Annotated in this window: 19 protein-coding genes and 1 tRNA gene; 7 read left to right on the forward strand and 13 right to left on the reverse strand. The window is 43.5% G+C overall.

Features of this window, described 5'->3' with window-relative positions; translation table 11 throughout:
• Positions 1–201 precede the first annotated feature (201 nt).
• The 5 genes from gatC (at position 202) to C8D84_RS08695 (ending at position 5,014) form a co-directional block, all read left to right on the forward strand.
• On the forward strand, positions 202–516 hold the full coding sequence (gatC, locus tag C8D84_RS08675; RefSeq protein WP_045446594.1) for an Asp-tRNA(Asn)/Glu-tRNA(Gln) amidotransferase subunit GatC: 315 nt from the start codon (positions 202–204) through the stop codon (positions 514–516).
• A 68-nt stretch (positions 517–584) separates the two neighbouring features.
• Positions 585–2,081 (forward strand): Asp-tRNA(Asn)/Glu-tRNA(Gln) amidotransferase subunit GatA, encoded by a 1,497-nt coding sequence (gene gatA, locus C8D84_RS08680; RefSeq protein ID WP_109591478.1) that lies wholly within the window; start codon positions 585–587, stop codon positions 2,079–2,081.
• Positions 2,081–3,607, forward strand: a complete 1,527-nt coding sequence (gene gatB, locus C8D84_RS08685) for an Asp-tRNA(Asn)/Glu-tRNA(Gln) amidotransferase subunit GatB (RefSeq protein ID WP_109591480.1) — start codon at positions 2,081–2,083, stop codon at positions 3,605–3,607. Before gatA ends, gatB begins: the two co-directional genes overlap by 1 nt.
• 114 nt (positions 3,608–3,721) lie before the next feature.
• Positions 3,722–3,798, forward strand: a tRNA-Pro gene (locus C8D84_RS08690).
• A 211-nt stretch (positions 3,799–4,009) separates the two neighbouring features.
• On the forward strand, positions 4,010–5,014 hold the full coding sequence (locus tag C8D84_RS08695) for a hypothetical protein (RefSeq protein ID WP_109591482.1): 1,005 nt from the start codon (positions 4,010–4,012) through the stop codon (positions 5,012–5,014).
• A 391-nt stretch (positions 5,015–5,405) separates the two neighbouring features.
• On the opposite strand, the gene C8D84_RS08705 is transcribed toward C8D84_RS08695, so the two are convergent.
• Positions 5,406–5,708, reverse strand: coding sequence for a monooxygenase (locus C8D84_RS08705; protein ID WP_109591486.1), 303 nt, complete (start codon positions 5,706–5,708; stop codon positions 5,406–5,408).
• A 140-nt stretch (positions 5,709–5,848) separates the two neighbouring features.
• On the opposite strand from C8D84_RS08705, the gene C8D84_RS08710 reads away from it, so the two are divergent.
• On the forward strand, positions 5,849–6,811 hold the full coding sequence (locus tag C8D84_RS08710) for a DUF1853 family protein (RefSeq protein WP_109591488.1): 963 nt from the start codon (positions 5,849–5,851) through the stop codon (positions 6,809–6,811).
• A 67-nt stretch (positions 6,812–6,878) separates the two neighbouring features.
• Here C8D84_RS08710 and C8D84_RS08715 read toward each other — a convergent pair whose 3' ends face one another.
• The 10 genes from C8D84_RS08715 to C8D84_RS08755 form a co-directional block, all read right to left on the reverse strand.
• Positions 6,879–8,141, reverse strand: a complete 1,263-nt coding sequence (locus C8D84_RS08715; RefSeq protein ID WP_146192887.1) for a DUF5723 family protein — start codon at positions 8,139–8,141, stop codon at positions 6,879–6,881.
• Between the two features lie 118 nt (positions 8,142–8,259).
• Positions 8,260–9,717 carry a hypothetical protein gene (locus tag C8D84_RS08720; RefSeq protein WP_109591492.1) on the reverse strand — a complete coding sequence of 486 codons (1,458 nt, stop codon included), beginning with the start codon at positions 9,715–9,717 and terminating at the stop codon, positions 8,260–8,262.
• 247 nt (positions 9,718–9,964) lie between these two features.
• Positions 9,965–10,495 (reverse strand): DUF2726 domain-containing protein, encoded by a 531-nt coding sequence (locus tag C8D84_RS08725; RefSeq protein ID WP_109591494.1) that lies wholly within the window; start codon positions 10,493–10,495, stop codon positions 9,965–9,967.
• 298 nt (positions 10,496–10,793) lie between these two features.
• Positions 10,794–11,990: an SPOR and LysM peptidoglycan-binding domain-containing protein gene (locus tag C8D84_RS08730; RefSeq protein ID WP_109591496.1), complete on the reverse strand. Its 1,197-nt coding sequence runs from the start codon at positions 11,988–11,990 to the stop codon at positions 10,794–10,796.
• A gap of 76 nt (positions 11,991–12,066) precedes the next feature.
• Positions 12,067–12,192: a hypothetical protein gene (locus tag C8D84_RS13965; protein WP_265090312.1), complete on the reverse strand. Its 126-nt coding sequence runs from the start codon at positions 12,190–12,192 to the stop codon at positions 12,067–12,069.
• Between the two features lie 56 nt (positions 12,193–12,248).
• On the reverse strand, positions 12,249–13,652 hold the full coding sequence (gene folC, locus C8D84_RS08735) for a bifunctional tetrahydrofolate synthase/dihydrofolate synthase (protein WP_109591498.1): 1,404 nt from the start codon (positions 13,650–13,652) through the stop codon (positions 12,249–12,251).
• Positions 13,653–13,886: 234 nt separating this feature from the next.
• Positions 13,887–14,849: an acetyl-CoA carboxylase, carboxyltransferase subunit beta gene (gene accD, locus C8D84_RS08740; RefSeq protein WP_211181277.1), complete on the reverse strand. Its 963-nt coding sequence runs from the start codon at positions 14,847–14,849 to the stop codon at positions 13,887–13,889.
• 256 nt (positions 14,850–15,105) lie between these two features.
• The gene (trpA, locus tag C8D84_RS08745; RefSeq protein ID WP_109591499.1) at positions 15,106–15,930 is read right to left on the reverse strand and encodes a tryptophan synthase subunit alpha; all 825 of its coding nucleotides are present in this window, start codon (positions 15,928–15,930) and stop codon (positions 15,106–15,108) included.
• Positions 15,931–16,060: 130 nt separating this feature from the next.
• Complete coding sequence (gene trpB / locus C8D84_RS08750) at positions 16,061–17,335, reverse strand: tryptophan synthase subunit beta (protein ID WP_227679482.1); 1,275 nt, start codon at positions 17,333–17,335, stop codon at positions 16,061–16,063.
• 101 nt (positions 17,336–17,436) lie between these two features.
• Complete coding sequence (locus C8D84_RS08755) at positions 17,437–18,120, reverse strand: phosphoribosylanthranilate isomerase (protein ID WP_211181273.1); 684 nt, start codon at positions 18,118–18,120, stop codon at positions 17,437–17,439.
• A gap of 210 nt (positions 18,121–18,330) precedes the next feature.
• Between C8D84_RS08755 and C8D84_RS08760 the strand changes: the two genes are divergently transcribed.
• On the forward strand, positions 18,331–20,013 hold the full coding sequence (locus C8D84_RS08760; RefSeq protein ID WP_109591503.1) for a cryptochrome/photolyase family protein: 1,683 nt from the start codon (positions 18,331–18,333) through the stop codon (positions 20,011–20,013).
• Positions 20,014–20,128: 115 nt separating this feature from the next.
• On the opposite strand, the gene C8D84_RS13755 is transcribed toward C8D84_RS08760, so the two are convergent.
• Entirely contained in the window at positions 20,129–20,290 is a 162-nt protein-coding gene (locus tag C8D84_RS13755; protein WP_170108294.1) for a hypothetical protein, read from the reverse strand.
• Positions 20,291–20,458: 168 nt separating this feature from the next.
• Positions 20,459–21,196, reverse strand: coding sequence for a DUF4230 domain-containing protein (locus C8D84_RS08765; RefSeq protein WP_109591506.1), 738 nt, complete (start codon positions 21,194–21,196; stop codon positions 20,459–20,461).
• Positions 21,197–21,395 lie beyond the last annotated feature (199 nt).

Genomic DNA, 21,395 nt, shown 5'->3' on the forward strand with positions numbered 1-21,395 from the left:
ATGCCATCTTGGTTGATATTGTGCATCAATCAAGCGTCATGCTCTGTAAACTTAAGCCAGATGCTTTATAATAAAGCCACTATATATACATCTTAAGATAAACCCCTTGTTTTAGTTTGTGTTAATAATTATCTATATCTAATGCTTGCCTATTTTAGCCGCATTCTACTCTAACAAAAACTGTCCTTCACTGGAGAAACTATGTCACAGCAACCAGCAACGTCTGACAGCAACGTCAGCCGTGAAGAAATCCTAGAAGTTGCCAACCTTGCACGTTTGGGTGTCGATGAAAGCACAGCCGATAGCTATGCCGACGATATTAGTAAAGTATTAAAACTTATGAATACGCTATCTAACGTGGATACTACAGGCATCAAACCCTTAGCAAACATTCATGAAGCTTGCCAAGAATTGCGGGCTGATGTGGCCAAACACGATATCAACCGCGCGCGCAATCAGTCAGTCGCCCCAGCTGTTGAAGATGGCTTATATTTGGTTCCACAAGTGATTGAATAAGCAGCGCGCTGCTTTAACCGCTACTCTATTTTACTTTATGCTATTCACATTTTGACGGACGACACCTTATGTCAGAACTTCATTTATTAAGTACCCAGCAGCTTATTACGGGCTTGCAAGACAAACAATTTAGCAGCGCGGAATTAACCGAACACTATATCAAGCGCATCAATGCGTTAGATGGCAAGATAAACAGTTTTATCACTCATACTTCTGAGACAGCACGCGCGCAAGCAAAGGCAGCAGACGAGATGCGCGCACAAGGCGATCAGCGTCCATTACTTGGCGTACCGATGGCGCACAAAGACATTTTTTGTACTCAAGGTGTACTGACGACTTGTGGCTCTAAGATGCTGCATAACTTTATCTCGCCTTATGACGCTACCATCGTTTCTAATATCGACAAAGCAGGCATGATTAGTTTAGGCAAGCTCAATATGGATGAGTTCGCGATGGGCTCAGACAACAGCAGCTCTTACTATGGCACTGTGCAGAACCCTTGGAACCTAGAGCGCGTCCCTGGTGGTTCATCAGGTGGTAGTGCAGCAGCCGTTGCCGCTGGTTTTACTCCTGTCGCAACAGGCAGTGACACTGGCGGCTCTATCCGTCAGCCTGCCTCATTTTGTGGTTTAACCGGTATCAAGCCAACCTATGGTCGCGTCTCTCGCTTTGGTATGATTGCCTATGCCTCAAGTCTGGATCAAGCTGGTAGCATGGGGCGCAGCGCTAAAGATTGTGCCTATCTATTGCAGCCAATGATTGGTCACGATCCACGCGATGCGACTTCTATCAAATATGACATGCCTGACTACGTACAAGACATCAATGATGCTGAAGGCGCGGCTGGTGATAAGCCATTTTCTGGCTTGCGCATTGGTGTTGCCAAAGAATACTTTAGTGCTGGACTAGACGCTGAGGTAGAAACAGCCGTACGTGCTGCTCTGAAAAAATATGAAGAGCTGGGTGCGACGATTGTGGAGGTGAATATCACTGACCCTGAGATTACCCTTGCCACTTACTACATGCTCGCCCCTGCCGAAGCATCATCAAACCTATCACGCTTCGATGGTGTACGCTTTGGCTATCGCTGTGAGAATCCAACCGATCTACTCGATCTATACACGCGTTCACGCTCTGAAGGCTTTGGTCCTGAAGTACAGCGCCGTATCTTGACCGGCACTTATGCGCTCTCGGCTGGCTACTTTGATGCTTACTATACCAAAGCACAAAAAATCCGCCGCTTAATCGTCAAAGACTTCGATGAAGCCTTTGCTAGCTGTGATGTGATTGCTAGCCCAACAGCACCAACCGCTGCTTACAAGCTTACTGACAACCTTGATCCTGCGACCATGTACTTGGGTGACGTTTATACTATCGCGGTCAACTTAGCAGGTCTACCTGCGCTCAGTCAGCCAGTTGGTCTAACCTCAGAAGGTTTGCCTGTTGGCTTACAATTAATCGGTAAGCATTGGCAAGAGAGCCAATTACTCACGACTGCTCACTTATTCCAGCAGCATACCGACCATCATCTACAACACTCTACCATCGCAAAGGAGACGGTATAATGAGTACAGCTACTACTGATAACAATGCCGTGCGCGAGCATGCCGTGCGTAAAGAGCTTTTCGTTGATGGTTATGAAGTGGTCATCGGCATTGAGATTCACTGCCAGCTCAATACAGAGAGTAAAATATTCTCAAGTGCGCCAACTGACTTTGGCCATGAGCCAAACAGCCAAGCCAGCATTGTCGACTTGGGTTTACCTGGCGTATTACCAGTTCTCAATGCTGGCGTGGTCGATCGTGCCTTAAAATTCGGTATCGGTGTTAACGCTGAGTTGGGTCTATTTAATACGTTTGACCGTAAAAACTACTTCTATCCAGATTTGCCTAAAGGCTATCAAATCACTCAGATGGCCAACCCTATCGTTGGCGAAGGCTATATCGACGTGGTGGTCAATGAAGGGGAAAAGAACGAATATCCAAAACGTATGGGCATCACCCGCGCACATTTAGAAGAAGATGCGGGTAAATCTGTACATGATGCCGTCGATGGTATGACGGGTGTTGACCTTAACCGTGCTGGTACGCCTTTAATTGAAATCGTCTCTGAGCCTGATATGCGCTCTGCTCATGAAGCGCTTGCCTATATCAAAGCCATTCATCAGTTGGTTACGTGGCTTGGTATCTCTGATGCGGTCATGGCAGAAGGCTCATTCCGCTGTGATTGTAACGTCTCTATCCGTAAGCCTGGTGCTGAATTGGGTACGCGTACTGAGCTAAAAAACCTCAACTCGTTCCGCTTTATTGAGCGTGCCATCAATCGTGAAATCGAGCGTCAAATTGATATTTTAGAGGACGGTGGCAAAGTACTGCAGGCAACGATGCTTTATGATCCAGAGCGCGACGAAACTCGTGTGATGCGTACCAAAGAAGACGCCAACGATTATCGTTACTTCCCTGATCCTGACTTACTGCCTGTGCGTATCGAACAGCATACGGTTGATAGCATTCGTGCAGCAATGCCGGAGCTACCCGTTGCTCGTCGTGCCCGTTTTGAAGAGGCGCTTGGTCTATCAGAATATGATGCTCGTATCTTGACTGGTAGTCGTCAAATTGCTGATTACTTTGAAGCTGTGGTCGCAGAAATTGGGCAAGCAGATGCCAAAATGGCTGGCAACTGGGTGATGGGTGACCTACTCGGTGCGCTAAATAAAGATGATAAAGAAATCACTGACTCCCCTATCAGCGCCAAGCAATTGGCTGGTATGCTAGCGCGTATCAAAGACGACACCTTGTCTGGCAAATTGGCGAAGAAAGTCTTTAGCGCCCTATACGAGCGCGAAGGCGGCGATGCTGATGATGCCGCTGACAAAATCATCGAAGAAAAAGGGCTTAAGCAAGAAACCGATACGGGTGCTATCAAAGCCATCGTTGAAGACGTCATCGCTAAGAATGCAGCCATGGTTGAAGAATATCGTGGCGGTAAAGAAAAAGCTTTTAACGGTCTGGTCGGTCAAGTCATGAAAGCCAGCCGTGGTAGTGCGAACCCGCAGCAAGTCAACCAAATCCTAAAAGAGCTACTCGGTTAAGGATAATTGCTGATTGGTTATGCTGACTGTGATACGTAAATTGGGGTTATAGATTTTGGCTAAAATAAATAGCTCTTGCAATATGCATAATTTTGCGTAAAATAGTCAGTCATTCGGGGCGTAGCGCAGTCTGGTAGCGCACTACACTGGGGGTGTAGTGGTCGCAGGTTCAAATCCTGCCGTTCCGACCAAACATAGCAGTAAAGAGAAAAGCCAATCATTGATTCAATGGTTGGCTTTTTTTTGTGCTAAATTTGGCAGGTGGTTGTATGATAGTTAATAAAGTAAAAATAATAAAAATCTTGCAAGGCATCATAGTAACCGAAAGCCAGCCGATCACGCACCTTTGGGCTGGCACTGCCTTGCACCTACTTTGATTTAAGGGTGTGTAAAGGTGTGAAAATGAGTAATAACGATATAGCATTAAGTTTTGATACTGCAGAATATTACAGCTTGCAAGAAGCTTGCGACTACTTAAATAGAAAGCACAAAACTAATAATATCACTCCAAAAAAGCTGTTGAAAAAAATATCTAGCAGGAATATTAATACGTTCATCTATTTTCGTATGGATAACCTTTTAAATAAGCCATTACGCTTACAAATAGATTTTTATGACTCAAATATACTTCCTTTAGATACGAGCATTTATAGTTTACCTGAAGAAGAGTTAAAGCCCATTGTTGACAGTCTTAATAAATTAGAAAAATTCGTATCTAATAGAATTATAGATGATTTATATATGGGTTCATTTTTATTTAGAGTGAGCAAGGAAACCTTATCTAATATGGCGTTGAGTAATAATCCTAACGATAAAATATTGTTATTTGGGTTCGAGGGCTTCATTCAAAGACCTAACTATAATGATGATCCATCTAAGCCGAGACAACTTGCAGAGTGGAAGATAACTGTAGAAGATAAAAGATATCACTTGCTCGAAATTGATTCTTTTTACTTTGTTATCGATTCTATAGACGACAAAGATTTAGCTGAGTTTTCTGAAAAATCACCTTTTTTATGTTCGTTCAATAAAAGAGGTGACTTCTCCTTCCCTGAATTTAACATCAGACTAAGCGACATAATAATATTACATAATGACTTATTAACCCTTGAAGAAGAAACTTTGAATAACAAACCTATTGAAAATAAAGGTAAATTTGAAGCTAGAAAAGGTATCAGTCATAAGAAAGTCTTAGCAAAAGAAATTGCAAAACATATAGCAGAGGAACAATGGATTCAAGATACTGAAAATAAAATAAAAATTGGGGAAATGTGCAACATAGTATGGGCTAAGCTAATAGAGTATAACCTTTCTAAAGAACTGCCTAACCATATAGACAACCTAAGACCTTGGATTAAAGAAGTATCACCTAGCTATGCTAGTGAAGCAGGCAGACCAAAGTCATAACTTAAATATACTTCAACCTAGCTTAATCTGTATAAACGTAGGTTTAGGGAATTTTCTTAATCAACTCTATTTCATAGAATAAATCCATACCAACCGTATCAATCAAGTTACGGCAAATATGGAGCTATGACATGAAACACTTAGAAAAAGCTAGAGTCTTAACCAGTACAAAATCAACAGTCCAAAAGCTATTTAATAAGCCACCCAAATGGTCGTTTGCTATATTGAAATTTCTGATTATTATCCTAGTGCCTTTACGATCAAATGCACCTGATATCCAGCTTAATTTTTATACCGTTAACATTCTATTTTAAGTTGAAAATCCACATAAAAAACCAGCCATTGAACCCAATGACTGGCTTTTTTATGCTCAATTCTTCTTCATTTATTACTACAAAGACGCTTTAGTAATCGCACTCAGCGCTTCATTGATGATAAATACTTTAGACCTAATATCAGTAAAACCAAATGAGGTCAGTCTTTGAGTATGCTTCTCTAAGTATCTGTTGGCATCCTCTAAGTTATCAAACACATAAATACCGCCCGCTTCTTGCGTTGCTTCGTTTTCTGTCCATAGCTTATAGACTAGACCGCTCTCGTTTGCGATGTCTTCAGCCAACTCTTTCATAGACTCAAAGAATTGATCGCCAAAAGGTCCGCTATAAGGAAAGTCGATTTGCAAAAGATATTTCATAAGTTAATCCTCATTATTATTAAATAGTCGGCAAAATATATGCTGCCAGATACTTTCAATCTTAACATAGTACGATTGACTATAGACTTTTGGCAAGCGAGCAGCTAGGGTAAATGTACCACTTTATGAAGGTTCAACCCATGTCTGAGGCTATCGCTCAGCCCCTCTCGACTTACCTTATAGATGACGCACCTTGGGACGTATACCAGCGACCTTATGTGCGTGATTTGGCTTATGCGCTGGCTTGTCCTAACGTCTTGACACAGTGGATAGACTTTGCACCGCATGAGAATACACATGCGATTTCAGTGCATAATGCCAGCTTTTGGCAGGCGCAGTTTGCAGCGTATCAGCCGCGCTTAAAAGAGTTGGATACCACTAAAGACTATCAAGAGCTGACCCGCTACTTATTAAAACGTCCTAGCCCAAATCGCTTGGGCTTTCATTTTGAAGGGTTACTATCGTTTTGGCTAGAAGATGGCTTTGCACGCAAGTTGCATCCATACGAGACGCTTGCCAACAACATTCAGCTATATAATGGCAAGCAGACAACAGGCGAGCTTGATTTGATTTTATACAATCATCAAGACAAGCTCACCGAACACTGGGAATTGGCGATTAAGTTTTTTATGGGCTCAGCGCCGTTTGCTCCTGAGAACTGGGTTGGAATTAACTCCAATGACAATCTACAGCGCAAAATGACCCATATGCAAACCAAGCAGTTTCGTACCGTATGGGTAGATACCGAAAATCATGGGCAAGTTAACATTGATAAGCGTTATGGGGTGATTAAAGGGCGATTCTTTTTGCCAATCAACACCACTAACTTTAATTATCCATCTTGGTTAGCACCAAGCTTTCCGATGCACGAATGGTGTGATAAAGATGATAAGCTTAATCTTGCGAAGATTGATATAAGGGCATTACGAGCCGCCCATTATATCGAATGGTTTACTAGGCGCGACTGCTATGATGGACGACAGCCGCAGGTAGCTTGGTTAAACGACGCAATGCCTATGCCTACGACAGGACTATACTTCGAAGGTCATAGTCCGATCGTCATTTATCCTGAACAGCGCGACAAAACGCATGACAAATTTTAGTAACGTCCACCGCATTATATGTACATCGACGCTTTAGCCATCTGCTTTATTAATGCAATGAATCAAGCTACCAAGCATAGCGTCCATACAAACTAATCTCACTGCGTTTGGCTTTTTCTGAATCGAGACTGTCAGTCAGCAATTTGATGCCAGCATAGCGACTGTCTACAGCGAGACCCAATGCTTGCGTTTGCGGCTCTATTAAGCCCGTCACCGTAATGGGGAAAGCATCATTGGACGTTTGGTAGCCTGCGGATAATTGATACAAGTCTTGAATGTCATTCACTTGACCATGTAGACCGAGCTGCCATTGACTGTCTAGCTGATGCTGAAGGCTACCTTCCACTCTCCATGGCAATGTCTGTGTGACATGGTCAGTACTAAGCTGCCCTTCAATCGTATAGAGAGGTCTGCCGTTGACGTCATAATCCAATGCATAACGAGTGCTTGGCATGTCTTTCCAGCGCATGCGTCCAAGGATATCGTAGCCACTCAGAGACAACTGCGTACTATCAGACAACTGACCTGTGAGCTGCAAATCGAGCGAATAACCATATCCCGAAGGTTTCGCGGGGTTCCAGTCTAGGTTTTCCTCCCCTAAAGCTGGTTCATCATAGTAATAATCGATGTAAGCGTTGGTTTTATCCAAACTGTCTCGTATGTCTGTCACCTCATTATTTGGTAACACTCTGGTGCTTAAATCGCCAACTATCTTACCTTCTAATGCATGCAGTCCTTGCCAGAGATTGGCCCGAGTCGTCAATTGCCAGTTAGGCATGAGCTGCTGCGTCAGACCAATATTAGCACCGAATCTTTCATTGTGCTTGGCTTCCAAAAATAACGGATAAGTTTGACTGGTACTTGAGGGCTGTTTATTTTCATACTGCCAATAAACTTCGGCAGTCTCTTTGCTAAACGTCATTAAATAATCATAACGCCAACCTAGACCGTAGCTAATCGCACTGTCCGCAGGACGAATCTCAAGCGACGTCCGACCTTGGGCATAAGCATGATCACCCGAATCCAGCGGTGCACTCCAATCGTCCAAAAATGCTGAGATAGGCTGTGTTGGACTATGAGCCGTTGCCATCACACTCCACTCTATCTGCGCGTTTGACTGAGCAATATGACTGTCTAGCAACCCTGTCGCTTGGGGGTAGAAATAAAAATTCGTATCAGCAGCTGATATATCTGCACTATCAGCAACCGCAGCGCTGGATATCATCATAGCGGCAATCGCTGGCGTAGTGATTAACTTGGTACGGCTGTATAAATGCGATGCTAAGCTTTTAGGTAAAAAACCATAGAGACTTGAAACGTTATATGGCATAAATTTCTCACGTTTATTAGAGAGCATAAAAAAGAGACAGGAATCTGTCTCTTTTTTTTGTTGCTATACCTCAATCGCTACTAACAACGGTTGAGAGTCGATGTGACACATGATTTGATTATAGAATAATTAAACTATCATCAGTAAACTTGGCAGTAACTTTGCCATCATTATCCATTAAATCACCGTAGTCCTTACCGTTAACCATGATATCGCCAAGCTTACCCATTTTATCTTTGATAAAATCACCATTGGCATCAACATTTAACTTGATCGACGCTTTATTTTGCTCAACGGTAAACTGGGTGCTAACCACATCATAGTTATTATCTAAGCTTGACTTACCGGTTACAAATAGCTTCTTACCCTCTACGCTAGCAGTCAGACCTTGTAGCTCAATAACATTACGAGCAGTACGTTTAAGATTGGCTTGGAAATCAAGTGGAATCGTCGTTGTATTCTCTTTCGTTACCTTGCCCTTAATCGCCAATACTATTTCCATACCTACGTATTTATTGGCGGCCTCTTCGATATCACCGACTTCATCGATTATGATAAATTTCTTTATATCAGCGTCATTGGCAGTCGCATTCAGTGTAATCTCTACATCAGTCATCGGTTTTTGCTTGGTCATCTTGCCCGTTATAGCAAACTTATAAGGAATTGTTCTAACCACCAGACTGTTATCTGCCAGCTTTCTGCTGACATCCAGTGCGGCAAATTCAAAATCTTTTGCTTCAATCACGCTATCATTAGCCGTCAACTTCAGACTGCTTAATTTGATGACCGCCTTTTCTAGCGTGATGCCTTCTCTATTTGCATCATTGATATCAAACTCATCATTGACCAAGACTTTATCACTGAATTGACCACTGACTGTTGCGCCTTTAGTACTTGAGTTGAGGGCAACGATATCAGTGCCAGTACCAATTTTAATACTCTTGAAACCCAAGCTGCCGTTAAAGTTATCTGTACTGGTGTTTGAGCTTAACGCATCTTCAAAACCATCAAATGCTGCCTTAAAATTGTCTTGATTGACGACAACAGGTCCGTACAAACCTGTTTGCGGGTTATACACATAATCGTATTCTTCGACATCTACTTTGGTTGTACCATTCAAGGTAAACTTACCGTCAGTACTTAGCGTTGCGACAAAACCATTTTCGGGCGTTAAAGTGATATTGCCTAATGCGACCTCAAATTTTGCATCATTGGCTAATGCTAAGATATCAGCTGCCGTGAGCTGTGATACATCATTCTCTTCCATATAGTATTTTAGATCACTTGGGATATCAAAGGTATAACCCAGACGTGTATCTTGCTTTTCTGTAAGGATATCACTTACATCTTCGTAAGCATCTGTAACCGCTTTATTGTCACTGACAAATAACTTGGCGGTACGAATCATCTCTTTCGCTTGCTCGATCTCAGACAAACTATTATCGACAGGCGGTTTGACTGGCACATCTGGCGTATTAGTACCATTACCAGAAGAGTTATTATTGTTGTCATCACCACAGCCTGCTAACGCTAACGTGCTGGCTAAGGCTAATGCGCTCAATTTAAAAAATTTCATAACACAGTCCTTTATAGAATGTTTTAAAAACGAGAAGCACCAAAATCTTTATCTAATTAAGCAAATAATGCCTTAATTCAAAAAAGCGCCTCTTAATTTAGAAAACTTAAGTTTGCTTTAAAATAAAATAATAATACTCTTATTTAAACAATTTATCTATAAAGTAAAAGAATATAACAGCAATGTTACACAAAAAAATAAATGCTGTTGTTGCGACTAATCTTGACTGTCTACCAAGGACACTTTATCAATAATTTTCAATCACTTGCATCAGCTCGTACCTGAGCATATCTGCGCTTGGCATGCGCTCAGCGTGAAAGCGCACAATAGCAATACCGGCACTAGCAAGGGCTTTGTCTTTTTTGTCATCCGCCTTTTGACGCGCTTTACTCGTGTGTGTCCAATCATCAAGCTCGATAGCAACCAGCGTGGTCTGAGCATCAATATCCACAATCACATAATCGACGCTTTGACGGCAGATACGATTGAACCAAAAGCTACGCTCGGAGGCCTCACTGCTATTGCCTTCGATAATGCGTGACAGTTGAACTTGAACGAAAATATGATATTCCGGCAACGCACTTTTTAGCTTATTAAAGAAAATGACTTCCGTATCCGTCATAATCGGCATCGGCGCAAACGGCCAAATAGCCAACTCATCGCCGCGTACTGGCTTTGGATCAGGCTCAACAACTGGGGGGTTTTTCAACAGCTTGGGTACAGTAATCAGCCCTAAAAATCCAACGGCCAATATTAAAAATATAACACCAAATGACATGGTTTTACCTTATACATGATTAAGGCAGCCAAATATGTAGGACGACTTCCATAAAGTGACATACATACTCAACTGCGACAGGGCAGCCCTTATAGGCTGACCCGTTATACAGAAAAAATCAGGGGCAATCGGCGCACATCGTAGCTAAGCTTACGCCAATCAGCAAACACTAAAACAAAAAACACGACAATAAATGTCGTGTTTGAATAAAACTCAGATAAAACAATAACATCTAACCAAGACTCTGCTGTTTATTTAGCAATAATAGTCATCCGATTATAGTGATTTTTACACTATTTTAGCGCCAGTATAAAACCCAAGCACTGGTCGTATTGACCTTGGGATCGCTATTGATTTTATCTTTTAACGCTAACGCCGCTACTTTACCGCGCTCAGGACCGACGATGACGCGAACCCCGCGGCTGGTAGGGCTGGTCTTAACTTGGTAGCCTGCGGATTTAAATTTCTTTGCCAGCTCATCCGCTTTGGCTTGATCGTTTGCCAATGCTACTTGCACCCCAAAGCTGCCTTTGGCGTCGGTTTCTTTGACTTCTTTACGGGCTTCGCTGAGTTTCTGCTGTGCTTCACGCTTAGCATCCGCTGATTTTTTGGCTAAAGCCTCTTCTTTCTGACGCTTGTCTTCACGTGCCTGCTCAGCCGCTGCCGCTTCACGTGCTAATCGCTCGACCTGCTTACGTGATGGAATGGTGATGTTTTGACCCAGTTGTAGCGATGTCGACGGTGACAGATTATTCGCTTGTGCCAATACTTCTACTGGCATATTGTATTGCCGCGCCAGTTTAATCAGCCCATCTCCTCTTTTAACTTGATAATCAGAAGGCGATTTTGGTGGCTCATTCTTAGCCGCTTCTGCTGCCGCTTGTTTTTTCTCAGCCGCAGCATCCGCTTGTTTCTTAACTTCCGCTTGTCTTTTTGCTTCCGCTTCTTTTTTACTGTCTGCTAGTTTCTTTGCGGCAGCCTGCTCTTTAATCGCCGCTTGCCTTTGAGCTTCTTGTTGCGCTTGGGCAGCTTTTTGCTGGTTGCCAGTGTTTGTCTCACTTTCAGCTGACTCAGCAGCGCTAGTCTTTTTTATTGGCGTTGTAGCGTCATTTTTTTCCGCATCGGATTTGGATTTATCACTCTCTTCAGCAGCTGCCGCACTACTGGCCATATACTGCTGACTTTCTGCACGGGCTTTTGCCAATGCTTCCGCCTCAGCGGCTTCCTGTTCAGTTAAGAACTGCTGGGCACGTTTTTCTTGTTCAGCCACACGAGCAGCGCGCTCTTTTTGTTTCTCTGCCAAGATACGTTTTTCAGTCTCGATATCCGTCGTCAGCGGCTGAGGAGACTCTTGCTCAGGGCTTGGCTTATCTACCATTGCTGACGCTGGTTGTGGTTCATTACTATCACCAATCTGTTGCACCATGGCGTATAGCATCACGCTACCGCCGATAATCATCCCAATGCCCAATAAGGCTTGTCTCGAAAAGTTCATCCGTTTACGTCTCTTAGTTGGTAATAAGGTTGATTGAGCGGCGCAACTGCCGTCTCAAAACTGTGTTTAGATAGTTTTAATAGCCTTGATAGGTGTCATTGCCACCAGTTGCGTCCATCCGTTTTTGAATGTTATGCCAAGCGTTTAATGCCATTATAGAGCAGCTTGCCAAATCACTTTGATTATAAAGCATATTTTTCATACTGTCTGCCATCATGCTACTGCTAAGATTAACATTAAATAAGCACCATTTTAATGTTAATTATCAACCGCCAGTGCTGCCAGTGCCTCGCCGATCGTATGAAAGGAGCCACATACCACGATAAGGTCTTGCGGCTGACTGGCATTGATAACCGCATCGGTCGCTTCTGATAAACGTTTAAATTCGTGTATTTGAGCATTATCGACATAGCTCGATAGGATACCTTGCAAGTGCTCAGTGCTCGCAGCACGTGGATAATCAATCTCAGCGATATACCAATCGCTAATCGGTAAGCCCGCTATCGTCAAATGCTGCACGACTTTATTGATATCTTTATCACCCAACATAGAAAACAGCATTTTAATGCTGGCAGGTTTTCCTGTAGTTTGATTTTTTTGGCTACTATTTGGATTACTGCTATGATTGAGAGCCTCAGAGTTATTTTGATTTGCTAGATGCTGTTGCCAAAGCGGTAATAGTTGCGCCAATAAAAACTCGACGCCTTGCTCGTTATGCGCGACATCAAACAGCCAATGGCGATTGTGGGTCTCACGATAATCAAAGCGACCGGCGAGCCTAACCGTTTGCAGCGCCTGCTCGATAGCAGTGCTATCGACATTTAACGAACTTGCGAGCACTGCTGATAACGCAGTGGCAGTATTGGTCAATGACAGTGCTGGGCGCGGTAACTGCATGGTGACCGCAGCATTGCTATATTGCCAAGCGCTTGCATCCACTTCACGATAATCAAAATCTTGCCCAACTCGACAACAAGTTGCTTGATGCTTATCAATCGCTTGCTGCACACTGACTGGCATTGCAGTAGCACCATAAACCACGCTGATACCATCACGTAAGATACCTGCTTTCTCACGGCCAATAGCTTCAACATTGTCACCCAGCCAATCGACATGATCGATAGCGATATTGGTAATCACTGCCATATCAGGATCGATGATATTGACCACATCTAAGCGCCCACCCAGACCGACTTCCAACACCCAGACATCACAGTCCGCTTCGGCAAATATTAATAATGCGGCAAGTGTGGTCATCTCAAAAAATGACAAGGTCAGCTCACACGCTAATCGCGCTGCTTCTACCTTGCTAAAGGCTTCAATTAACGTCTCGTCACTGACCATCTCGCCATTGATACGCACGCGCTCATTGAATACACTTAGATGCGGTGATTGATACAGAGCCGTTTTATAGCCTGCTGCTTGACACATCTGCGCGATGACAGCCGTCGTTGAGCCTTTACCATTGGTGCCCGCCACCGTGAATACATAAGCATCGTCTTTGGCTGACTGTACCACGCCTAACGCCTCGGCAACTGGCAAAACTCGCGACAACCCCATATCTATCGCCGATACATGAATCTGCTGCATATAATCGAGCCATTCGGTCAAGCTAGAATGCTTGTTGGGAGTGTTAGGGTTAAAAAGTAGAGAGTCGGACATGGACACAGCCTATATTGAAATATTTGAATAAAAAATGGTCAATGATAAAGGATTCATTAAGAAAGTACAGACAGTATATAACTACCTGTCCAAAAAGCAAAAATAGCATTTACCGCTGTTGACGATAAATGCTATTGATTGATCTTACTTAGTCAGCAAAATTGAGCATGCTACTAAGCATAAGTCATGCGGAATATTAAACTCAGTTATCCGTTAGTCAAGCCGATGAGCAAGTTAGGCATCAACATTAGGCATGCGGCTTAACTTTGCTAGCAGACGATAAATAGTATCAATCATTTGATGACGATGTACCACTTCATCGACCACACCGTGCTCTAACAAGAACTCGGCACGCTGGAACGGCTCTTCTAGCGTCTCACGAACCGTTTGCTCAATCACGCGCTTACCTGCAAAGCCAATCATGGCTTTTGGTTCTGCTAAATGAATATCACCTAACATAGCGAGCGACGCAGTCACACCGCCATAAACAGGATTGGTCAATATCACGATATACGGCACGCCAGCAATTCTCAAACGCTCAATTGCAGCAGCCGTTCGTGCCATCTGCATCAAAGACAGCAAACCTTCTTGCATACGTGCGCCGCCAGAGGCAGCAAAGCAGACTAAGGGCACTTTATCTTTAAGGGCTTTCTCAGCCGCCTCTACGAAACGGTCACCAACTACAGAGCCCATAGAACCGCCCATAAAGCGGAAATCAAAGGCACAAGTAACGATATCAAGATTGCGCAATTTACCGTACATCACAATCAGCGCCTCAGACTCGCCGGTTTTGTCCTGTGCTTCGGTCATGCGCTGCGGATACGGCTTACTATCCACAAAGCTCAATGGATCTTTGGCAGTGAACTGCTGTCCTAGCTCACCTTCTACTTGATCGAGCAACCAGTTTAAGCGCTCACGAGCACTCATCGGTAAATGATGATCGCAATGCGGACAAACATAGCAGTTAAAAATCAGTGCCGTATTGGTAATCATCGAATGACAATTACTGCACTTGGTTGACGGTTCGGTCTCTACTGCTGTCAAAGGCGCTGTCAATTGCTGTTTAATACCCGGTATCGGGCGATTAAACCATGATTGCCCAGCTGTATTACCGTTTGGCTCAACGTTGCTTTTTTCAGCATGGTTCAGAGTTGTCATATCAGGTTTTATTATCGTATCAGTCATATTATTCGCCATTATCAAAGGCTTATCGACAAGCTGGCTCATGCGCTTGTCCCTAAGAATCGATTTATAAGGATCAGTTTAATCGTCACATATTCTCATAACTTTCGCAGTTATAAAGCACGCTTTCTTGAAACTGTAACAATTTATATGTGATGTTAGTTTACACACGTAAACTAACTTTAGCAAAGTCATTTAACCCTGTCTTTATAAACATTGTTATTCATATTGCCATGACGATTTAAGTGACGATAATTTAACTTTATTTAATTCAGGCACTCAAACTATCAAGTGCACCGCGTAGCTCATCCATTTTTGCCATGATTTTTTGCTGAGCGGCGGCAACCGCAGTGCTATCATTTGCATCTATATCAGCAAAATTCTGCACCAAGGCACTACCGACGATAATACCATCCGCATGCGCTCCAATCGCTTTGGCAGAAGCCGCATCACGAATACCAAAACCCACACAGACTGGCAAATCAGTCGCTGCTTTAATCGCTTGCACTTGAGTCGCAACATCATCAGTATCAAGCGTTGCCGAACCCGTCACGCCTTTTAATGACACATAATAAATATAACCACCGCAATGGGTCAATACTTGCTCACGGCGCTCAGGTAAAGTGGTTGGTGACAATAAGAAAATCTCATTCATCGCATGGTCAGTCAAATGCTGGGTAAAACTGCCCGCCTCGCTTGGTGGTAAATCAACCATCAAAATACCATCGACACCTGACTGCTCACATAGCGCCACAAAGTTATCATAACCGATGATTTCAACTGGATTGAGGTAACCCATGAGGATAATCGGCGTCTGCGTGTCTTGCTGACGGAATTCCGCGACCATTTTTAGGGCATCACGTGTACTCGTACCTGTGGCTAATGCACGCTCTCCAGCTAAAGCGACGACTGGGCCATCTGCCATCGGATCAGAGAACGGTAAGCCTACTTCGATCATATCCGCGCCGTGCTTCACTAGGTCATGCAGCAGACCTACAGTGGTCGCAGGATTAGGATCGCCTGCCATGACATAAGGAATCAGGGCTTTTTTATTTTGAGCTTTTAGGGTTTCAAAAGTGCTTTCAATTCTGGTCATAGTGGTCTCTTGATTATTATAAACTGGCCTAGTTAACCCTTTATTTAAGAATCAATATTAAACAAAGGGTGTTAAGCAATTTTTCTTATAATGGATAAAATCGTAAAATAGCTTATAAAAATAGAGGCCACTACAACTCAATCCCTTCTGCCTTCATCACTGAATGCAAATCTTTGTCACCACGCCCTGACATATTGACGATAATGGTTTGCTCAGGAGTCATCGTTTTAGCCAGTTTAAGCGCATAAGCGACAGCATGAGCAGATTCAAGCGCAGGAATGATACCTTCTTTACGCGTGACTTCATGGAAGCCTTCTAGCGATTCTTTATCGGTACAACCGACATATTCAACACGCTTCATGTCTTTTAAGAAGCTGTGCTCAGGACCGACGCCAGGATAATCAAGACCAGCTGAGATAGAATGCGTTTCTTGAATTTGACCTTCATCATCGGCCATCAGATAGGTACGGTTACCATGCAGTACACCGATACGACCAGCAGCCAGTGGTGCAGAATGACGACCGGTTTCGATACCGTCACCCGTTGCTTCCACGCCATACATTTTGACCTCAGTATCATTTAAGAAGTCAAAAAACAGACCAATGGCGTTCGAGCCACCGCCAACGCAAGCCACTAGAGCATCTGGTAATTTACCCGTCATTTGCAGATGCTGAATACGTGCTTCTTTGCCGATAATCGCTTGGAAATCGCGTACCAATAGCGGATAAGGGTGCGGACCGGCAACCGTACCGATGATGTAATAGGTGCTATCGACATTAGTAACCCAATCACGCATCGCTTCGTTCATGGCGTCTTTCAGTGTCCGTGAACCTGAAGTCACTGGCACAACCGTTGCACCGAGCAAACGCATACGATAGACGTTCATCTTTTGACGCTCGACATCGTCCGCGCCCATATAAACGATACATTCAAGCCCTAAGCGCGCAGCAATCGTCGCCGTCGCTACGCCATGCTGACCTGCTCCAGTTTCCGCAATAATGCGTTTTTTACCACTCATTTTGGCAAGTAGCGCTTGTCCAATGGTGTTATTAACTTTATGTGCGCCAGTATGGTTTAAGTCTTCACGTTTAAAATAAATTTGCGCACCGCCAATCTCATCACTGAGACGCTTAGCATGATATAAAGGCGTTGGGCGGCCGACATAGTTGACCAAATCGTTGTGATACTCTTCCCAGAATGCAGGATCGGCTTTGACCTTGGTATATAACGCTTCTAGCTCTTCTAGTGCTGCCATCAAGGTTTCAGAGACAAAACGACCACCATGCACACCGAAATGTCCGCGTGCGTCAGGGTATTGGTTAAAGTCTTGAACGTTCTCTGGATTGGTGAAGGTATTGATAGCTTTAGCAGTAGCCGATACATCTTTGCTTGCGACATGACTCATGATAATTCCTACTATAACAAGTGGTATTTTTTAAGATAAATAAGGGGGAAAATTTTCCAAGTAATTAGCTATTTAACGGATAAAAATTCACGGCTAAAACACTAGTTACTGATATTCGAAGGTTCGCCAAGCGTCTCATTTTGCCATCGGTCGCGTTTTACCGCTTTCATAAAGGCACGCATTTTGGCAGCGTCTTTTTTGCCTTTGTCAGACTCAATCCCACCGCTGACATCGACCGCATAAATAGGCAAGTCTAAAGTGGCAGCGACATTATCGGCATTCAGTCCGCCCGCTAAAATAATAGGTAGCGAGCTGTCTTGCGGTAGCAGACTCCAATCAAAACGTGCCCCTGTGCCGCCATATTTATGGGGATGATAAGCATCCAATAAGATACTGTTCGCGCCAGCGGCAGCAAACTCATTAATCTCGGCGCTTACGCTAGCGGCAGTGTGTTGGTCAGCATTGATACGCAGCGCTTTTATCCAGCGTTTATTGACCGCACTGGCCAGCTGCGCACATTGCTCCGGTGTTTCATCACCATGGAATTGAATGATATCAAAAGCGACCTGATTCGCTAATTCTATCAGCTCTGCGCGCGGCATATTCACCACTAGAGCCACTATACTTATAAAAGCTGGCAAAGAAGCACTTAACGATTGCGCCTGCTCGATAGTGACAGCGCGCGGACTGGGCGGATAAAATACCAAGCCAACCGCATCAACACCCAACTGGGCGGCAAGTTTAATATCATTAGGCTGGGTAAATCCGCAAAACTTAACGTGCATGATGTGACCTTAGATATAACACTTAGTGCGACATTATTAGACTGTCTTCGCTACATTGACGGAAGGTAAACGTCAATTGCCAACGCTAAAGCGTAAATATGAGGATTTGTTAATTGAATCGTAAATTCATTGCATCCAAAAACTTATCCTAGCATACTTTTATTACCAGTTTTGTTTATGATTGCGATTGATTAATAGAGGGATAGTTGAATGTCTAAAACGGCGGCGGAAACGTCTCATAGCACAGATAGCACCGAAACAAGCAACGTCAACAATAGCGACGATGCCATTAGCGTAAACCCACCGCATTATTTAATGTGGTTTCGTCGTGACCTGCGAGTTCATGATAATACCGCGCTAGCTGCGCTTTGCGAGCAGGCAAATGCGGATAACGCCTCAGTAAGCGCTGTTTACTTCGTGACGCCTGAACAATGGCAAGCACATGACATGTCGCTGACACAGCTCGACCATATCGCTCGCACTTTGCCTATCCTAGCCAAATCCCTGCAAACACAATTAAATATCCACTTAACAGTACAGCTCTGTCCAAGCTTTACTGACTGTGTTGAGGCGATGCTAGATATCTGTAGCGCGAACCAGATCAGCACTGTGATGGCAAATCACGAGTACGAAGGCAATGAAATTAAGCGTGATGAGCAATTAACCAAACAGCTTGCAAACAACGATATAGAATTTATCCGCTGGCATGATCAATGTATCTTGCCACCACAAACCATCACCACGAACGATGACAGCATGTATCAGGTGTTTACCCCATTTTATAAAAAATGGCGTCATACCTTGGATATCGGCACCATGCAAATGCATGAAGCATCCGCCATAAATGGCAACACTAAAGTCAAACTAGAAGTCTCGAACGCCAGTGCTACTATCGAAGATATAGAAAGAGTAAGTAAAAAAGTAGTCGAAGATTATCAAAAGGCACTGCAAAATACTGGCTTATTAGAGCACATTGATATAGACGTACAGCTTGAGCACGCTCGGGCAGCCTACCCTGCTGGCGGAGATGCAGCTTGCCAGCGTTTAGAGGACTTCATCGCTGAGGATATCGACAACTATGATGTGAGCCGTGATGTACCCAGTTTAAATGCCACCAGTCAGCTATCTGCCTACCTGACTATTGGCGCAATCAGCCCCAGACTTTGCTACTTACAAGCTACCCTACAATTAAGCAAAGCACTGAGAGAATTACATGGGAATGACGGTGACACCTTAGACAGCGGGGATAACTTTGACAACACTGATAATAATGACATTAACCGCTGGATAAGTGAGCTGGCTTGGCGAGATTTCTATCGCCATGTTTTAGACTATAAGCCCGAGCTGATTCGCCATCAAGCGTATAAACATGAGACTGATAGCAAGATTAATTGGTCATACAATCAAAATGACTTTGAAGCATGGTGCGTAGGTAAAACTGGCGTGCCGTTAGTCGATGCGGCAATGCGCTGCCTGAATGCGACGGGCTTTATGCACAATCGCTTGCGGATGGTGACGGCGATGTTTTTGACCAAGGATTTATTGATTGATTGGCGCTTAGGTGAGCGTTATTTTATGCAGCAGCTGATAGATGGTGACTTTGCGTCCAATAATGGGGGTTGGCAATGGAGCGCGTCGACTGGCACCGACTCTGCACCTTACTTTCGTATTATGAACCCTTTTAGCCAAGCCAAAACCCACGATACCGATGGCGAATTTATCAAGACGTGGCTGCCTGAGCTAAAAGCCATTCCTACCACCATCTTGCATAGCGAGGATAAAATGCGTCAAACACTAGCAAAGGGCGGTAAGTTTGCTGATATTGATTACCCATTACCGATGGTCGAACATAAAGCGGCTCGCCAATTAGCGATTGCTGAATTTAAAAAATAGTGACGTATTACATCAATACTAAAGCCTCAATTTACTAAGAATTTCATTAGCTATTTTTAGCCCATTTAGAAAGTAATCGATTGAATTTAGGACACGCCCTAGTATCAGCTAGAGTTTACAAGATACGGGTTTGGATAACATAAAGAGCATAGGCTAATAAAGTGAAGCTTATAATTAATAGCACCCATGTCGCAAAAGAAAGCGATTCTTTCGATTTAGGGCGCTTATTAAGCTGACGTTCAGGCTTAGAAGACGGTTTATTATTAAGAGTTGTCATATACGCCACCTTTTATATAGGGTTGTATTACCAACGAAATTCATAAGTTGATTATGAATAATAGATAAGCTCTACTATACAATATAAATGGCGTTACTTTAAGTGTTTCCAATTAATAAGCTAACGTATGACTATCTAGTCTATGGCTCTAATAAAATTATGTCTGCATTATTTTACTGGCATCTGGCACGCGCCTGCACCTTGAGTCGTTACCGTCACTACTGCACCAGTTAACGAAAATAGCTGTTGCAGTTGGGTTTGCGCATTTTCTAGTGCCATATTCATGACATCACCACGACAAGCGCGTTCGAGTACTTCTTTTTTTGCCATACTTTGCGCTTGTTGCAATATTTTTGGATCGACTTGCATCATGCCAAAAGCACCCGTCTGCCAATCATAAATCTCGATATCGTCTAGATAAACTGAAAATATCTCTGATGGTGGGATGGTAATATTGATTTGCGGCATCACTGAGACTGGCGTATTGGCACCCGCTTCTTGTACCTCATCGACGTTAATTTCAGGCTGCACCACTTGTACCATCTCAGGGGTAAGTGCACTTAAATCAATCCCCGCCTCCACTCGTCCGCGCGCGATAAACAAACCCTTTTGTTCGTCTTGCCACAGCTTCATCCAACTGCCAGGGCGCTGGCTAGTAATGACGGTATCGACACTAAACGCCACCGTTTCCAAACGATTCAATTTTTGGATTTGTGTGACCACGCCCTCACGAGTAATGGTTTCTATCGGCTCTTCCTTGGTTATATTCTGCACACTATAAATAGCAAAAACGATAGCGGCTAAACCGATGAGCAATATCATCCACGACATCATCGCAATGGGTTTTTTCGCTTGTGAGTTAGTCGCATCATTATTAACAGGAGATCGATTGTCAGGATTATTCATATAAACACCCTCAGAGTTTTATCATTTATTTTTATTAAACGTATAACAAATAACTGTCTAAATGATAAATGCTACTTTTGAGCAGCAACTTCAAGTAATAACTACCAATACGCTACATAATGACTAGCGCTACCATTTACTATAAATACCCTAAAAACTGGTAAATAATCGAGTTGTAGTGACCTCATTTGCTTGTTTA

This window comes from Psychrobacter immobilis (genome assembly GCF_003148585.1).
In the GTDB taxonomy this organism is placed as follows: Bacteria; Pseudomonadota; Gammaproteobacteria; order Pseudomonadales; family Moraxellaceae; genus Psychrobacter; species Psychrobacter immobilis.

What these genes read in the sequence shown, in the direction of transcription:
- C8D84_RS08755 (WP_211181273.1), bottom strand. Translation starts at nt 18,120, where the DNA reads ATGCACGTTAAGTTTTGCGGATTTACCCAGCCTAATGATATTAAACTT.
- C8D84_RS08710 (WP_109591488.1), top strand. Translation starts at nt 5,849, where the DNA reads ATGTCTGAGGCTATCGCTCAGCCCCTCTCGACTTACCTTATAGATGAC.
- gatC (WP_045446594.1), top strand. Translation starts at nt 202, where the DNA reads ATGTCACAGCAACCAGCAACGTCTGACAGCAACGTCAGCCGTGAAGAA.
- C8D84_RS13755 (WP_170108294.1), bottom strand. Translation starts at nt 20,290, where the DNA reads ATGACAACTCTTAATAATAAACCGTCTTCTAAGCCTGAACGTCAGCTT.
- C8D84_RS08760 (WP_109591503.1), top strand. Translation starts at nt 18,331, where the DNA reads ATGTCTAAAACGGCGGCGGAAACGTCTCATAGCACAGATAGCACCGAA.
- C8D84_RS08730 (WP_109591496.1), bottom strand. Translation starts at nt 11,990, where the DNA reads ATGAACTTTTCGAGACAAGCCTTATTGGGCATTGGGATGATTATCGGC.
- folC (WP_109591498.1), bottom strand. Translation starts at nt 13,652, where the DNA reads ATGTCCGACTCTCTACTTTTTAACCCTAACACTCCCAACAAGCATTCT.
- gatA (WP_109591478.1), top strand. Translation starts at nt 585, where the DNA reads ATGTCAGAACTTCATTTATTAAGTACCCAGCAGCTTATTACGGGCTTG.
- accD (WP_211181277.1), bottom strand. Translation starts at nt 14,849, where the DNA reads ATGGCGAATAATATGACTGATACGATAATAAAACCTGATATGACAACT.
- trpA (WP_109591499.1), bottom strand. Translation starts at nt 15,930, where the DNA reads ATGACCAGAATTGAAAGCACTTTTGAAACCCTAAAAGCTCAAAATAAA.
- C8D84_RS13965 (WP_265090312.1), bottom strand. Translation starts at nt 12,192, where the DNA reads ATGAAAAATATGCTTTATAATCAAAGTGATTTGGCAAGCTGCTCTATA.
- C8D84_RS08695 (WP_109591482.1), top strand. Translation starts at nt 4,010, where the DNA reads ATGAGTAATAACGATATAGCATTAAGTTTTGATACTGCAGAATATTAC.
- C8D84_RS08715 (WP_146192887.1), bottom strand. Translation starts at nt 8,141, where the DNA reads ATGCCATATAACGTTTCAAGTCTCTATGGTTTTTTACCTAAAAGCTTA.
- C8D84_RS08725 (WP_109591494.1), bottom strand. Translation starts at nt 10,495, where the DNA reads ATGTCATTTGGTGTTATATTTTTAATATTGGCCGTTGGATTTTTAGGG.
- C8D84_RS08765 (WP_109591506.1), bottom strand. Translation starts at nt 21,196, where the DNA reads ATGAATAATCCTGACAATCGATCTCCTGTTAATAATGATGCGACTAAC.
- gatB (WP_109591480.1), top strand. Translation starts at nt 2,081, where the DNA reads ATGAGTACAGCTACTACTGATAACAATGCCGTGCGCGAGCATGCCGTG.
- C8D84_RS08705 (WP_109591486.1), bottom strand. Translation starts at nt 5,708, where the DNA reads ATGAAATATCTTTTGCAAATCGACTTTCCTTATAGCGGACCTTTTGGC.
- trpB (WP_227679482.1), bottom strand. Translation starts at nt 17,335, where the DNA reads ATGAGTCATGTCGCAAGCAAAGATGTATCGGCTACTGCTAAAGCTATC.
- C8D84_RS08720 (WP_109591492.1), bottom strand. Translation starts at nt 9,717, where the DNA reads ATGAAATTTTTTAAATTGAGCGCATTAGCCTTAGCCAGCACGTTAGCG.